At 67.7% G+C, this 14994-nt stretch carries 12 protein-coding genes; 7 read left to right on the plus strand and 5 right to left on the minus strand.

All coding sequences use genetic code 11. The features are described from left to right. The first annotated feature begins 105 nt into the window (after positions 1–105). Entirely contained in the window at positions 106–1032 is a 927-nt protein-coding gene (locus tag N802_RS07235) for an alpha/beta hydrolase (protein ID WP_035914115.1), read from the plus strand. Here the strand turns inward: N802_RS07235 and N802_RS07240 are convergent. After that, entirely contained in the window at positions 1014–2870 is a 1857-nt protein-coding gene (locus tag N802_RS07240) for a helix-turn-helix domain-containing protein (RefSeq protein WP_035914118.1), read from the minus strand. The two genes, N802_RS07235 and N802_RS07240, sit on opposite strands and share 19 nt — an antisense overlap. A 163-nt stretch (positions 2871–3033) precedes the next feature. Between N802_RS07240 and N802_RS07245 the strand changes: the two genes are divergently transcribed. From N802_RS07245 to N802_RS07270, 6 genes are all read left to right on the plus strand, one after another. Continuing rightward, the gene (locus tag N802_RS07245; RefSeq protein WP_084071961.1) at positions 3034–3849 is read left to right on the plus strand and encodes an ABC transporter ATP-binding protein; all 816 of its coding nucleotides are present in this window, start codon (positions 3034–3036) and stop codon (positions 3847–3849) included. Next, positions 3842–4549, plus strand: a complete 708-nt coding sequence (locus N802_RS07250) for an ABC transporter ATP-binding protein (protein WP_035914123.1) — start codon at positions 3842–3844, stop codon at positions 4547–4549. Before N802_RS07245 ends, N802_RS07250 begins: the two co-directional genes overlap by 8 nt. Positions 4550–4700: 151 nt before the next feature. Continuing rightward, a complete protein-coding gene (locus N802_RS07255; RefSeq protein WP_035914127.1) occupies positions 4701–5954 on the plus strand; it encodes an ABC transporter substrate-binding protein in 1254 nt (417 codons plus the stop codon). Positions 5955–6123: 169 nt separating this feature from the next. After that, positions 6124–6993, plus strand: a complete 870-nt coding sequence (locus N802_RS07260) for a branched-chain amino acid ABC transporter permease (protein ID WP_035914129.1) — start codon at positions 6124–6126, stop codon at positions 6991–6993. Beyond that, positions 6990–8021 (plus strand): branched-chain amino acid ABC transporter permease, encoded by a 1032-nt coding sequence (locus N802_RS07265; RefSeq protein WP_035914131.1) that lies wholly within the window; start codon positions 6990–6992, stop codon positions 8019–8021. The genes N802_RS07260 and N802_RS07265 overlap by 4 nt, the downstream gene beginning before the upstream one ends. Further along, on the plus strand, positions 8014–8763 hold the full coding sequence (locus N802_RS07270; RefSeq protein WP_035914132.1) for a 3-hydroxybutyrate dehydrogenase: 750 nt from the start codon (positions 8014–8016) through the stop codon (positions 8761–8763). Before N802_RS07265 ends, N802_RS07270 begins: the two co-directional genes overlap by 8 nt. A 75-nt stretch (positions 8764–8838) precedes the next feature. Here the strand turns inward: N802_RS07270 and N802_RS07275 are convergent, their stop codons facing one another. From N802_RS07275 to N802_RS07290, 4 genes are all read right to left on the minus strand, one after another. Next, positions 8839–9966, minus strand: a complete 1128-nt coding sequence (locus N802_RS07275) for a class I SAM-dependent methyltransferase (RefSeq protein WP_084071963.1) — start codon at positions 9964–9966, stop codon at positions 8839–8841. A gap of 2 nt (positions 9967–9968) precedes the next feature. Then, on the minus strand, positions 9969–11504 hold the full coding sequence (locus N802_RS07280) for a helix-turn-helix domain-containing protein (RefSeq protein ID WP_035914138.1): 1536 nt from the start codon (positions 11502–11504) through the stop codon (positions 9969–9971). A 108-nt stretch (positions 11505–11612) separates the two neighbouring features. Then, positions 11613–13754, minus strand: a complete 2142-nt coding sequence (locus N802_RS07285) for a 3-hydroxyacyl-CoA dehydrogenase NAD-binding domain-containing protein (RefSeq protein WP_035914141.1) — start codon at positions 13752–13754, stop codon at positions 11613–11615. Between the two features lies 1 nt (position 13755). Further along, positions 13756–14967, minus strand: coding sequence for a thiolase family protein (locus tag N802_RS07290; protein ID WP_035914144.1), 1212 nt, complete (start codon positions 14965–14967; stop codon positions 13756–13758). Positions 14968–14994: the final 27 nt, after the last annotated feature.

The raw sequence follows: 14994 nt of genomic DNA on the forward strand, positions 1-14994 counted from the left end.
GAACCGCCCGTTCTGTGGGTCCGGAGCCCATGCGCCACGGTGAGTGGGCGGCATACCGTGAATGCCCTGGGGTGGCATCCGGCGACCCGCTTCGGGAGGTGATCAGTGAACGTCGTTCCGGCCTTCACCGTGCAAGTGGCCGACGGCACGCTGGCCGTCCACGACCTCATTCCGGGGGCGGCGCGAACTGACGTCCCCACGGTTCTGGCCCTGCACGGGATCACCGCCAACGGCCTCGCCTGGCAGGCACTCGCCGACGAACTGGTCCGGCGGCACGGGGTGGGTTCCGTGCGGCTCCTCGCACCCGACCTGCGAGGGCGAGCAGCGAGTCGCGACGTGCCGGGACCGTTCGGCATCTCGGCCCACGCGCAGGACGCGCTGGCCATTGCCTCTGCCTTCGGTGGGCACCCCATCCTCGTCGGCCACTCGATGGGCGCGTTCGTGGCTGCGGTGGCGGCGGCTGAGGAACCCGACCGCTACGCCTCCCTTGTCCTGGTCGACGGTGGGTTGGGGTTCCCGGCACCTCCTGCGACCGCCATCGACGACGCGCTCACCGCCGTGATCGGACCGGCCATGGCCCGGCTCTCCATGGTCTTCGACTCACCCCAGGACCACTTGGCGTTCTGGCGTCGGCACCCGGCTGTCGGCCCCCTGCTCGCCGGCCCCGAGGGGCTGTGGCTGCGCCGCTACCTGGAACACGACCTGGTCGAGACCGCCAACGGTTGGCGATCGAGCTGTGTCCTCGACGCCGTGCGGACCGACGGTCGGGGGGTGTTGGCCGACCCGGTGGTGCTCGGGGCTGCCCGCCGCGCGGTCGAAGCGGGGCTCGATGTCGACCTGCTGTGGGCGGAGCGGGGTCTGCTCGACGAACCGCAAGGGCTCTACGACGAACAACGTCTCGCGTCGCTGGACCTTCCAGACGCACTCCACACGACGGTCGTCCCGGGCACCAACCACTACTCGATCATCCTCGAGGCGAAGGCGGTGTCAGCCCTCGCCGACGTCGTCGACCGTCAGCTGGCGACGAGGTGACGGAGCCGCAGCGCGAGCTGGAGTTCGAGCGCCCGCTCCGGTGACTGCCAGCCGTCGCCGACGAGGCGCGTGATCCGCTCAAGTCGCTGTGCCACGGTATTGGCGTGGACGTGGAGCCGGGTCGCCGCGTGACGCGGACTCGCTCCGGCGAGGAAGTAGGCCTCCAGGGTGCCGACCAGGTCCGTTCCGCGGGCCTCGTCGTAGTCGAGAAGTGGTCCGAGGAACGAGCCCACGTATGCCGTGACCTCCGGTCGGGTGCCCACGATGAGTCCCGCGAATCCCAGGTCCGCTGCGGATGCGCCGTCGCCGTGGCGGCCCAGCGCGACGAGCGCCTCTGCGGTGCGAAGGGCTTCGGTGTGGGCGGCGGACAGGTTGGCGACGTAGCCGCTCTCGCTCTCGCGCACAGGTCCGGCTGCACCCACGGTCACCGACTGTGTGCGCGCCAAACGTTGTGCCAGATCCGTTGCGGCGGAACCGGGGTCCGAGGAGGGGACCAGGGCGGCCACGTGGCCGTCCACCACGCCGACGAGACTGCGCCCGCCGAGTGCGGCGTTGACCGCGAGAACGAGTGAGCGCAGGGATTGGCCATCGCCCGCGCGGGCGACCAGGAGGCAGGATGGCTCACGCAGATCGACGCCGAGCGACCGTGCAGCCGGGCCGAGGGCGCTGAGGTCCGCATGCCCGCTGACGAGTCCAGCGATGAGGTCGGTGCGCTGCTGCTGTCGGGCCTCGGCGCGGTTGCGCTCGCCGAGGAGGACGAGCGCGGTGACGACGGCTGCTCGCTCCACCGTGCGTTCGTCGGATTCGTCCATGGTGGACACGTCTCCGACGGCAAGGAAACCCAATGGGTCTGCCGTCGCGGCGATGCCGATCGTCCACACGTCGTCCAACCTGGTGACGTGCCCGCCCCTTGTCCTCTCGACGACCCGGGCGCAGAGCGCGTGGAGCGCGTCGCCAGAGGGTGGCGTTGCTCCGGCAATGCTGCGGGGCGAGCCACTCTCGTCGAGAAGGATGGCCCACCCGCCGAGAAGGTGCGTGAGTGATTCGGTGAGGTCGTCCACGCCACCTCCCTCGAGGACGATCTCGGCGAACCGGTCGTGGGCCGCCGCCGCACGCTCGATCCCGGCTGCGTAGCGCTGTACCCGTTCCGTCGCCTCCGAGAGCGCCGCAAGGGTGCGGGAGGACTCCTCGACAGCGCGCACCTGCACGATCGTCACTGCCGCCAGAGTCGCGAGGGACCCGAGGAGGGCGACCTCGTCGTGGGTGAACGGGCGCGGTGTGCGATTCGACGCGAAGAGGACGCCGACGAACTCGTCCTTGACGATGAGGGGAGTGCCGCAGATGGCGACCAGCCCCTCGTCCCCGACGGCCCCGTCGATGGAGTGCGTGTGCCGGAACCGCGCGTCCGCGAAGTAGTCCGCCGTCCAGTACGGCTTGCGAGCCTCGGCCACGAGACCGCCCAGTCCCGCGCCGAAGGCCAGCCGGACGACCTGGAACTGAGCAGAGACCGATCCAGCGGTGGCACGCATGTAGGTGTCGCCGTTCGCGTGGTCATACAGCGTCAGGTACGCGACGTCCGTGCCCATGAGTGCGCGGGCGCGACGGACGATGGCGTCGAGGACAACAGACGGGTCGTTCATCGCGGCGAGCTCGCCAGCAGTGTCGACGAGCGCGGCGAGCTGTTGCTCGCGACGACGCTGGACATCGAAGGCGCCACTGATGCGCATGGCGAGGTCGCGGGCATGGGGGTCGACGTCGAGCGCCGCCAACTCGGCTGCTGGGGACCCGGAGGCGAGCATCTCGAGCAGGCGAGTGCCCGCGTCCACGTCACTGTGCATTTCACGATCCTAAGGGGTGGAGTCGACGCTCGCATGGGGCTTGGCGCCATGAGACGAGACAGACCATGGTGTCCGAAACCATGTGTGGCCCCGGCTGCCCGGCCTACTGTGATGCCACACCCGCCTGCAGACATCCTGCTGCGCGGAGCACGAGGAGGTGCTGGTGAGCGCGAGCCCCACGACGACGGAACCGTTGTCGCAGCCGCCGGAGTCCGGAACGGGCACGGCGATCCTGAGGACCGTCGACCTGACGAAGGACTTCCGGGGCTTCACCGCCGTGAACTCGGTGAACCTCGAGGTCGCGGACAACACGATCCACGCCCTGGTCGGCCCCAACGGCGCCGGCAAGACGACCTTGTTCAACCTGCTCACGGGATTCCTCCAGCCGACGTCGGGCCAGATCCTCCTGCGCGGTGACGACATCGCAGGGAAGCAGCCTGAGCAGATCGCCCACATGGGCGTCGCCCGGTCGTTCCAGATCACGAGCCTCTTCGACGAGATGACCCTGGTTGAGCACCTCGAGTTGGCGCTCGCCTCACCCACGGGGCTCGGCTACAAGTTCTGGAGTTCGCGCAAGCGTCTCGGCGCCTTCCGCGAGCGCTCGATGGAACTGCTCTCCGAGGTCGGCCTCGCCGATCGGAGCGGACAGCGGGCCGGCTCTCTCGCCTACGGCCAGAAGCGGGCACTCGAGATCGCTCTGGCCCTGGCCAACAACCCCTCGCTGCTGCTCCTCGACGAGCCCACCGCGGGGATGGGGATCGAGGACGTCGATCGAACCATCGAGCTCGTCAAGAAGGTGTCGCCCGGTCGTGCCGTCGTGTTCGTCGACCACAACATGCACGTCGTGGGCTCGCTCGCTGACAGCGTCACCGTCCTCCAGTCGGGTGAAGTCCTCGCGGAGGGCACCTACGACCAGGTGAGGAACGACGAGCGAGTCATCACGGCATACCTCGGAGAGACCGGAGACACCCATGAGTGACGCGCTGCTCAAGGTCGAGGACCTCTCGGCCTTCTACGGAGAGGCGCAGGCGCTGCGCAACGTCTCGCTGGACGTGGCCGCGGGTGAGGTCGTCACCCTCGTCGGTCGCAACGGCGCCGGCAAGACCACCCTGCTGCGCTCGATCATGGGCCTGCACAAGGGCACTCGCGGATCGGTCACCCTCGACGGAGTCAGCCTCGACGGCAAGTCCGCGGACAAGCGGGCTCGCCTCGGACTCGGGTGGGTTCCGGACGACCGCGGGATCTACGCGACGCTGTCCGTCGCCGAGAACCTCAGCCTCCCGCCCGTCGTCGACAAGGCTGCGGCCTGGAGCCTCGACAAGATCTACGAACAGTTCCCGGTGCTGCACGAGCGCCGCGACTTCCCCGGCACCAAGCTCTCTGGTGGTGAGCAGCAGATGCTGGCGATGGCGCGTCCCCTGCGCGCCGGCTCGCGACTTCTGCTCCTCGACGAGCCGAGCGAGGGTCTGGCCCCTGTCATCGTGAACCAGATCGGCCAGATCATCCGCGACATCAAGGCCCAAGGTGTCGCCGTTCTGCTCGTCGAGCAGAACGTGAAGTTCGCCTCCACGGTCGCCGACCGCCACAACCTCCTCGCCCAGGGCGAGGTCGTCGAGAGCCTCGACAACGCCGAGTTCCAGTCCCGCACAGCGGAACTGCTCGAACACCTCGGCATGTGACCACATCCCTGGCCACTCCCTGCAGCACCCATCCCTGAATAGCAGCACCGAAGTACCGCACCGAAGCATCACCACGAAATACCCAGCACCACCAGAACTGCACTCCCAACGCAGACCGCCGGGCACGGCATACACACCCCAGGAGGGGAACATGCGACACACCAGAATGATCAGCCTCGCGGCCATGGTCGCCAGCTCCGGCCTCGTCCTCACGGCCTGCGGCAGCGCCGGCGGTGGCCCCGCGTCCGGTGGCGACAGCAAGCTCAGTGACGACAAGGTCGTCCTCGGTCTGCTCAACGACCAGTCCGGCGTCTACAAGGACCTGTCGGGCCCGAACTCGAAGGTCGCCATCGAGATGGCGATCGCCGACTACAAGGCGAAGTACGGCGACGACGCGGTCGCGAAGAACATCGAGATCGTCATGGCCGACCACCAGAACAAGCCTGACATCGCCAACACCAAGGCGCAGGAGATGTACGACCGCGACAAGGCCGACATCATCCTCGACGTGCCGACCTCGTCGGCCGCTCTCGCCGTGGCCACGCAGGCCAAGGCGAAGAAGAAGCTCCACATCAACGTGGGTGCTGCGACGACGGCCCTGACCGGCAAGTCCTGCAACAAGTACACCTTCCACTGGGCGTACGACACCTACATGCTCGCCAACGGCACCGGCACCGTCCTTGTCGGCGAGGGCGGCAAGAACTGGTCGATCGTCTACCCCGACTACGCCTTCGGTCAGGACATGACCAAGTCGTTCACCGCGGCGGTCGAGAAGGGTGGCGGCACGGTCCAGCAGTCGATCGCGACGCCGTTCCCGAACGACAACTTCGCCACCTTCATCACCAAGGCCGAGTCGAGCAAGCCCGACGTCATCGGCATCATGGCCGCCGGTGGTGACCTGGTGAACTTCGTCAAGCAGTACAACCAGGCCGGACTCCAGGGCAAGACCACCCTCGCGGTCGGCCTCATGTTCATCACCGACATCCACACGCTCGGTGTCGAGCAGTTCGCAGGCACGACGTTCACCGACGCGTGGTACTGGAACATGGACGCCGAGAGCAAGGCCTGGGCCGACAAGTTCAAGGAGAAGACGAACACCCGTCCGTCCTTCGCCCACGCCGGCAACTACTCCGCGGCCCTGCAGTACCTCGAGGCCATCCAGGAGGCCGGCACTGACGGCTCCGACGACGTCGTCGCCAAGCTCGAGGGCAAGAAGGTCAACGACGTCTTCCTCCGCAACGGCGAGATCCGCGCCGGGGACCACCGCGTGCTCCACGACGCCTACCTCGTCAAGGTGAAGGACAAGGCCAACGTCAAGGAGGAGTGGGACTACGAGGAGATCATCAAGACGATCCCCGCAGCCGAGGCCTTCAACCCGACCGTTTCGGCCGACTGCAAGATGTGACACCCCGCGCCGACGGTTCGTCGTCGGCGCGAACTCGCCCTGGCCAGCGTGCCGCCCGTTCAATCGGGCGGGCGGCACGCGGCCGGTGGCGAGGCCCAAACCTGCGCGGACGGCATACGTCCGGACCGCGCTGTGAACGAACCACTACCGAACGAGAGAGGGAACACCGGTGACCGAGTTCCTGCAATACACCCTGCAAGGCCTTGCGGCCGGGGGGTTCTATGCGCTCGCAGCGCTCGGGCTGGCGGTGATCTTCGGCGTGCTCGGCGTGGTCAACTTCAGCCACGGTGCGTGCTACATGCTCGGCGCAATGGTCGCGGCACTCCTGTTGCAGCACTTCGACCTGGGCTTCTGGCCGGCGCTTGTGATCGTCCCCGTGATCATGTTCTTCTTCGGGGTCCTCGTCGAGCGGCTGCTCGTCCAGTGGCTGCTCAGACTTGATCCGCTCTACAACTTCCTGCTGACCTTCGGTCTCACGCTCCTGACGGTGGACGTCATGAAGCGCCAGTTCGGCGTCTCGTCCCTGAAGTACCAGGTGCCGGCTGGCCTTGAGGGTCGCTTCACGATCGGCTCTGTCGATCTTTCGGTCTACCAGCTGTTCGCGGCGGCCTTCGCGGTTGTCATCTGCCTAGCCGTGTGGATGATCCTCACCAAGACCCGGGTCGGCATGATCGTTCGCGCCGCGACCGAGGATGCAGAGCGCTCTCGTGCCCTGGGGATCAACGTCGCTCGCTGGGTGACGCCTGTCTTCGGCTTCGGCATCGCCCTCGCCGGACTGGCCGGGGTGCTCGCAGCTCCCTACCGTGCGATCAACGCCGACATGGGCAGCAACTTCATCATCATCCTGTTCGCGATCGTGGTCATCGGAGGACTCGGGTCCATCCTCGGCGCCGTCGTCGCCGGGTTCCTCGTGGGTCTTGTCGAGGCCTATGGGCAGGGCTACTACGGGCAGCTGTCCCAGGTCCTCATCTTCGTCCTCATGGCCGCGGTCGTCCTCATCCGTCCGGCCGGACTCTTCGGAAGGGAGGAGGTCGCATGAGCGCCCAACTCACCGACACGGTTCGCGTCGAGACCGCAGCCTCGGCTGCTCCCGAGCGTCGTCTGAACCCGTTCGTCCGCGCAGCGCTCCTTGTCGTCGCGCTGCTCGTCGTCCTCGCGCTGCCGTGGTACATCTACCCGCCGGTGGCCATGGACATCCTCGCCTGGGGCCTGTTCGCCATCTCGGTCGACCTGCTCCTCGGCTTCACCGGTCTGCTCAGCTTCGGCCACGCTGCCTTCTGGGGTATGTCGGCCTACACCACGGGATACATCGCAACCCAGGTCGGGGTGCCGTTCCCGGTGGCCATCCTCGGTGGCACCCTCGCCGCGATGCTCATCGCCATCCCGACGGGCTACCTCGCGGTGCGCCGCACGGGGATCTACTTCGCGATGGTGACCCTTGCCTTCGCGCAGATGCTGTACTTCATCGCCAACCAGGCCAGCGACATCACCGGTGGCGAGAACGGGCTCCAGGGCATCCCGAAGACGTTCTTCGGTATCGAGCTCGTCGAGACGGACTCGTTCTACTTCTACTACGCGGCCCTGCCGATCATCCTGCTCGGTGCCTTCATCGCCTGGCGCACGGTGTCCTCCCCGTTCGGCCGAGTCCTGCTCGCCATCCGCGACAACCCGGCTCGGGCCCGTGCTCTGGGCTACGACGTCGAGCGCTACAAGATCATGGTGTTCGTCATCTCGGCAGGCATCGCAGGCCTCGCCGGCGGCGTCTTCTCCGTGAGCCACGGGTTCGCCTCACTCCAGGAACTCGTCTGGACGACGTCCGGCAAGGTCGTGCTCATGACCGTCCTCGGCGGCATCGGCACCCTCTGGGGTGGCCCGCTCGGCGCCGCAGTCGTCGTGCTCCTCGAGGACCAGCTTGCGTCCTCCGGCTTCAACGGCATCGGCATCATCACCGGCGCGATCTTCATCATCATCGTCCTGCTGTTCCGCAAGGGCATCTGGGGAACGGCCGCCGACTTCATCGAGCGGATCCGGAGTGGCATGGCATCGAGGGGGCGCGGCGATGCTTGACGGGCGGACCGCGCTCGTCACCGGTGCGGGCAGCGGGATCGGTGCGGCGGTGGTCGAACGTCTGGCCGCCGAGGGAGCGCACGTGCACGCAGTCGACATCGACAAGGGCGCGCTCGACGAGCTGGTCTCACGGGTCGGGGGCGAGAAGGTCACGCCCTGGGTCGTCGACCTCTCGGACCTCAATGCGCACGACGCGCTGCCCACGGACGTGGACGTCCTCGTGAACAACGCGGGCATCCAGCACGTCGCTCCGGTCCACGAGTTCCCGGTCGAGGAGTTCGAACGGATCCACCGGATCATGCTGCTCTCGCCGTTCCGGCTCGTGCGTGCGTGCCTTCCCCACATGTATGCCGGTGGGTGGGGTCGCGTGGTCAACATCTCGTCGGTGCACGGACTGCGAGCCAGCGGGTTCAAGTCGGCCTATGTGGCTGCCAAGCATGGACTCGAGGGGCTGAGCAAGGTGGTCGCCCTCGAGGCCGGAGACAAGGGCGTCACGAGCAACTGCGTCAACCCGGCCTACGTCCGGACTCCCTTGGTGGAGAAGCAGGTGGCCGACCAGGCGAGGACGCACGGCATCGCCGAGTCGGAGGTCCTCGAGAAGGTCATGCTGACGCCGGTGGCCGTCAAGCGGCTCATCGAGCCTCCCGAGGTCGCGGACCTGGTGGCGTTCCTCTGCGGTCCGTCGTCGAACTCGATCTCCGGATCGTCGTTCACCATGGACGGCGGCTGGACCGCCCACTGAAAGGCAGTCGAGAGTAGAAGAAGTCCCGCCTCAGCCATGCTGAGGCGGGACTTCTTCTACTCTCGACTGCTTGTGTCAGGTGCGTTTGCGGGAGGACGTCACGGTGAACTTGCTCGTGCGCTCGACCTGCCTGGTGGAGCCGATGACCCTGTCGAGAATGGGCCGGTAGTTCAGGGGCGAGTTCCAGACGGCCCAGAGTTCGCCCCCGGGTTCGAGGACGCGGCCGGCGTCGGCGAAGAGTCGCTCGGCCAGGCCGGTGTGGACGGCGGCACCAACGTGGAAGGGTGGATTGAGGATGATGAGTTGGGCCGACGAGTCCAGCTCCGACTCCAGCCCATCAGCGCGGGACACGGTGACGCGATCGCTGAAACCGTTGGCATCAGCCGTTGCTCGCGCCGAAGCGACGGCAGCGGCCGACTGATCGGTCGCGAGGACCTGCACCTCCGGGCGTGCGAGCGCCAGGGCGCTTGCGACGACCCCGTTGCCGCAGGCGAGGTCAATGGCTCGCTCTGCCGTCCTCATCGAGGACAGGTGGTCGAGGAGGAGCCGGGTCCCGATGTCGACCGTGGTCCCGGCGAAGACCCCGCCGTGTGCGACCAGCGTGAGGCCGACATCGTCGTGATGCTGCCGTCGCGGCCAGGTCACGGTCACACCCGCACGTGGCCGCCCGGCGTGAAGCACGCGGGACTTCTGACGGGCGAGGCTGGCACTCACGGTCTGGAACGACTGCAGGAGAACGTCATTCATCGACCGGGACATGTGCTTGACCCGGCCGCCAGCCACAACGCGCACGTCTGGGTGGCCATGAGCCGCGACGAGCTGGGCGATCTCGTCCAACTCATCGAGGGAGCGGGGGAGTTGCACGAGGACAAGACGCGCGCCATCGACGAGTGACGCGTCGAGCGGAAGGTGCGTGAACGGCATACCGGATTCGCCGCGACCCAACCCACGGCGAGCGGCGTTGGCGAGGAGCGCACGCTCACCGAGGATCCCGTCCTGATGGACGCGCACCCGGCTCGCACCGGCCTCGAGGGCCCCGAGCGTGAGAGCCCCGTGGCGATCGCCGATGACGACGACGTCCCCGACCTCCCGGACCAACGCTCCGGCCTCGTCGAGGATCAGCCGATCGCTGGCGTCCCACGCCAGCAGGTTGGCCGCCTCGACGTCCGGCCAGCGGCGCAGGTCGCCCCAGTCAGAACTCAAGGTCAAATGTCGCGGAAGATCTCGATGGTCGCGCCGAGAGCGTTGAGACGCTCAGCGAGGTCCTCATAGCCACGGTTGATGACATAGACGTTGCGCAGCACCGACGTGCCATTGGCGGCGAGCATCGCGAGGAGCACGACCACGCCCGGACGCAATGCTGGCGGGCACATGACCTCGGCCGGGCGCCACTTCGCTGTGCGCCCCGTGATCATCACGCGGTGGGGGTCGAGCAGCTGCACCTGGGCGCCAACCTTGGTCAGCTCGGTGAGATAGATGGCGCGGTTCTCGTAGACCCAGTCGTGGATCATCGTCGTGCCCTCGGCGCAGGCTGCGATGAGCGCGAAGAAGGGCAGGTTGTCGATGTTGAGCCCGGGGAAGGGCATCGGTGCGATCTTGTCGATCGGGGCCGTGAGCTTGCTCGGCAGGATCGTGATGTCGGCCAGGCGGGTGTGGCCGTTCTTGGCGAGGTACTCGTCCGAGATCTCGTACTGCAGGCCCATCCCGTCCAGCGTGGCGAGCTCGATCTCGAGGAACTCGATCGGAGCACGCTCGATCGTGATCGAGGACTCCGTGACGACGGCGGCGGCGATGAGGCTCATGGCCTCGATCGGGTCCTCACTGGGGGAGTAGTCGACGTCGACGTCGATCGACTCCAGGCCGGTGACCGTGAGCGTGGTCGTGCCGATGCCCTCGATCTTGACGCCGAGGCGCTCGAGGAAGAAGCACACGTCCTGGACCATGTAGTTCGAGGAGGCGTTGCGGATGACTGTCGTGCCCGGGTTCAGGGCGGCCGCGAAGAGGACGTTCTCGGTGACCGTGTCGCCACGCTCGGTGAGGACGATGGGCTTGTCGGGGGTCTTGCTCTTGTCGACCTTGGCCTCGTAGAAGCCGTGCGTCGCTGCCACGTCAAGGCCGAACGACTGCAACGTCATCAGGTGCGGCTCAACGGTGCGCGTGCCGAGGTCACAGCCACCGGCGTAGGGCAGGGAGAACGTGTCGAACTGGTGGAGCAGCGGACCGAGGAACATGATGACGGTGCGGGTGCGACGGGCCGCGGCCACGTCGATGGCGCCGAGGTCGAGCGTCGCCGGCGGGATGATCTCGAGGTCGCTCGTGCCGTCGAGCCAGCGCACCTTGACTCCCATCGAGGTGAGGACCTCGATGATCCGGTTGACCTCCTCGATGCGCGCGAGGTTGCGCAGGGTCGTGCGCCCCTTGTTGAGCAGCGCGGCGCAGAGGAGGCCGACAGCCGCGTTCTTGGACGTCTTGACGGGGATGGAGCCGGACAGCTTGGCGCCGCCGACGATCCGCAGGTGCTGGGGGCCGCTGTGGCCGAGGGAGACGAACTCACTGCCGAGCGTCTCGCCGACGCGGGCGAGCATCTCGAGGCTGAGGTTCTGGCGGCCCTGTTCGATGCGGGCGACGGCACTCTGGCTCGTGCCGAGCTTGTCGGCGAGCTCATTCTGGGTCAGGCCCTGGTGGCGTCGCGCGTCCCTGATCAGGGTGCCGATCCGGGTGAGGTAGCTGGACTCAGTCATGCGTTCCAGAGTATGTCAGATATGAGATAACGCAAGCCGAGCGCGCCCGGAAAGGCCAGCGGCCGGCATACCCATTCCTCGGTATGCCGGCCGCTCGCCGTTGCGTGATCAGGCAGGAACGCTGGCCGCGCCTGCCGGAAGGAACCGCTGTCCGACGACCTTCTCGGAGATGCCCTCACGGTCGAGCAAGGGGGTGAGACCACCGTTCCAGAACTGGAAGCCGGCACCCGTGATGAGCGCGAGGTCGATGTCCATCGGCGCCTGTGCGACGCCCTCCTTGAGCATGAGGCCGACCTCCTCGGCGAGGACGGACAGGATCCGCTCGCGAACCTGGGCAACGTCGAGTTCGACCGGGTTCGCGGGGGCGATGAAGGCTGCCTCGACCTCGGGGTCGACGACCGGCTTGCCGTCGACGATCTGGTAGTAGCCCGGCTTCTTGAGCTCGACCATCTTCTGGAGGTTGGGCGAGACGTGGAAGCGGTCGCCGAAGGCCCGGTGCAGGGTCTCGCTGTTGTGCAGCGCGATCGCCGGGCCCACGAGGCCGAGGAGGACGAACGGCGGCATCGGTGCGAGACCGGCGACGGCCTTCTCCGCGACCTGCACCGGCGTGCCCTCGTCGACGATCTTGCTGAACTCGCCCATGAAGCGGCCCAGCAGACGGTTGACGATGAAGGAGGCCGAGTCCTTGACGAGGATCGTCGTCTTCTTCAGACCCTTGCCCGTGGCGAACGCCGTCGCGAGCGCGGCGTCGTCGGTCTTGTCACCGGGGATGATCTCGAGCAGAGGCATGACGGCCACCGGGTTGAAGAAGTGCAGACCCACGACCCGCTCGGGGTGCTGGAGCTCCTCAGCCATCTCGGTGATCGAGAGCGAGCTCGTGTTCGAGGCCAGGATGCACTCGGGGGAGACGACAGCCTCGACCTCGGCCCAGACCTGCTTCTTGACCGACATCTCCTCGAAGACGGCCTCGATGACGAGGTCGGCGTCGGCGAAGCCGTCCTTGGTCGTCGATCCGGTGACGAGGCTGGTGAGGTGGTTGGCGCGGTCGCGCCCGATCTTGCCGGCCTCGAGGGACTTGGCGATCTCGGCGTGCACATAGGCAACACCCTTGGCCACTCGCTCCTCGTCCAGGTCGGTCATGACGACCGGAACACGCAGGTTGCGGGCGAAGAGGAGCGCCAGCTGGCTGGCCATGAGGCCGGCGCCGACGACACCGACCTTGGTGACCTTGCGGGCCAGGGCCTTGTCGGGCGCACCGGCCGGGCGCTTGGCCCGACGCTGCACGAGGTCGAAGGAATACAGACCGGCGCGAAGCTCGTCGGCCATGAGGAGGTCGGCCAGGGCCTGGTCCTCAGCGGCGAACGCCTCGTCGCGCGTGGCGGTGCGGGCGGCCTCGACGAGTTCGAGCGCGCGCAGCGGACCGGGGGAGCGGCCGGCGGTCTTGGCGAGCACGAGGCCCTTGGCGGTCTTGAGGGCGGCGCCCCACTCGGCCTCGTCGCGCGAGACCTCGGGACGCTCGACCTTCACCTCACCGGTGACGACCTTGCCCGCCCACGCGATTGACTCCTCGAGGAAGTCGGCCGGCTCGAGCAGGAGGTCGGCGATGCCGAGCTTGAAGGCTGCCGGACCGCTGAGCATCTTGTTCATGTTCATCGGGTTCTCGATGATGACCTTGAGCGCGTTGGCCGGACCGACGAGGTTGGGCAGGAGGTAGCAGCCGCCCCAGCCGGGGACGAGCCCGAGGAAGGTCTCGGGCAGCGCAAGGGCCGGGACCGCTCCACTGATGGTGCGGTAGTCGGCGGCGAGCGCGACCTCGACACCGCCACCCATGGCGGCGCCGTTGATGAACGCGAACGTCGGGACCGGCAGGTCCATGATGGCGCCGAAGGCCTTGTGTCCGGACTGGGCGATCGCGAGGGCCTGTTCGCGGCTGGCGACGCCAGGGACTCCGGTGAGGTCGGCGCCGACGGCGAAGATGAACGGCTTGCCGGTGAGGCCGACCGCCTGGATCTCGCCGGCCTCGGCGCGCGTGCGCAGGCTGTCGACGACGCCCTGGAGCTCCGCGATGCCCTCGGGTCCGAACGTGTTGGGCTTGGTGTGGTCGAAGCCGTTGTCGAGCGTGATGAGTGCCAGCGTGCCGGCGTCCCCGGCGAGGGCGACGTCCTGGACGAGTGCGTGGGTCACGACCTCGCCGCGAGCTTCACGGGCCTCGGAAGCCTGGGGTGTCTTGGTGATGGTGGTGTCGGCCATCTCAGGCGTCCTTCCCGTAGTCGGCGTGGTGCGGGTTCTCCCAGATGACGGAGCCACCCATGCCGATGCCGATGCACATGGCAGTGAGGCCGTAGCGGACCTCGGGGTGCTCCTTGAACTGCGCGGCGAGCTGGGTCATGAGGCGGACGCCGGAGGAGGCGAGCGGGTGACCCGTGGCGATGGCGCCGCCGTACTCGTTGACGCGGGGGTCGTCGTCGGCGATGCCGAAGTGGTCGAGGAACGCGAGCACCTGCACGGCGAAGGCCTCGTTGAGCTCGAACAGACCGATGTCCTCGATGGTGAGGCCGGCCTTGGCCAGGGCCTTCTCGGTCGCGGGAACCGGGCCGATGCCCATGACCTCTGGCTCGACGCCGACGAAGCCGAACGACACGAGGCGCATCTTGACCGGGAGACCAAGCTCCTCGGCCGTGGCCTCGGACGCGAGGATGCATGCGGTGGCACCGTCGTTGAGACCAGCCGCATTGCCCGCGGTGACGGCGCCGTGGGGGCGGAACGGCGTCTTGAGCTTGGCCAGTTCGTCCATCGTCGTGCCGGGGCGCGGCGGCTCGTCCTGGGTGGCGAGACCGGCGCCGCGCTCGGAGTGGCGCGTGGCCATCGGCACGAGGTCGGGCTGGATCTTGCCAGCCTCGTAGGCCTTCGCCAGCTTGGTCTGACTGCCGACGGCGAACGCGTCGGAGCGCTCCTTGGTGAGCTGCGGGAAGCGGTCGTGCAGGTTCTCGGCCGTGTTGCCCATGGAGAGGGCGGACTGGTCCACGAGCTTCTCGCCAATGAGCCGCGGGTTGGGGTCGATGCCCTCACCCATGGGGTGGCGCCCCATGTGCTCGACGCCGCCGGCGATGGCGATGTCATAGGCGCCGTAGCCGATCGAGGACGCCACGTTGGTCACGGCAGTCATCGCGCCCGCGCACATGCGGTCGACGGAGTAGCCGGGGGTCGTGTTCGGCAGCCCTGAGAGGAGTGCGGCCAGGCGGCCGAGCGTCAGGCCCTGGTCGCCGATCTGGGTCGTCGCGGCGATGGCGACCTCCTCGACGCGGTCCTTGGGGAGCTGCGGGTTGCGCTTGAGGAGTTCGCGGATGCAGCGGACGACGAGGTCATCGGCGCGGGTCTGGGCATACATGCCCTTCTCGCCGGCCTTGCCGAACGGTGTGCGCACGCCGTCGACGAAGACGACCTCATTCAGGGTGCGGGGCACGGTGGGCCTCTCTGGTCGGAGATGGAT

Origin of the sequence: Knoellia sinensis KCTC 19936 (assembly GCF_000768705.1) — a bacterium.
GTDB lineage: Bacteria > Actinomycetota > Actinomycetes > Actinomycetales > Dermatophilaceae > Knoellia > Knoellia sinensis.

What these genes read in the sequence shown, in the direction of transcription:
- N802_RS07240 (WP_035914118.1), bottom strand. Translation starts at nt 2,870, where the DNA reads ATGCACAGTGACGTGGACGCGGGCACTCGCCTGCTCGAGATGCTCGCC.
- N802_RS07250 (WP_035914123.1), top strand. Translation starts at nt 3,842, where the DNA reads ATGAGTGACGCGCTGCTCAAGGTCGAGGACCTCTCGGCCTTCTACGGA.
- N802_RS07255 (WP_035914127.1), top strand. Translation starts at nt 4,701, where the DNA reads ATGCGACACACCAGAATGATCAGCCTCGCGGCCATGGTCGCCAGCTCC.
- N802_RS07265 (WP_035914131.1), top strand. Translation starts at nt 6,990, where the DNA reads ATGAGCGCCCAACTCACCGACACGGTTCGCGTCGAGACCGCAGCCTCG.
- N802_RS07270 (WP_035914132.1), top strand. Translation starts at nt 8,014, where the DNA reads ATGCTTGACGGGCGGACCGCGCTCGTCACCGGTGCGGGCAGCGGGATC.
- N802_RS07280 (WP_035914138.1), bottom strand. Translation starts at nt 11,504, where the DNA reads ATGACTGAGTCCAGCTACCTCACCCGGATCGGCACCCTGATCAGGGAC.
- N802_RS07285 (WP_035914141.1), bottom strand. Translation starts at nt 13,754, where the DNA reads ATGGCCGACACCACCATCACCAAGACACCCCAGGCTTCCGAGGCCCGT.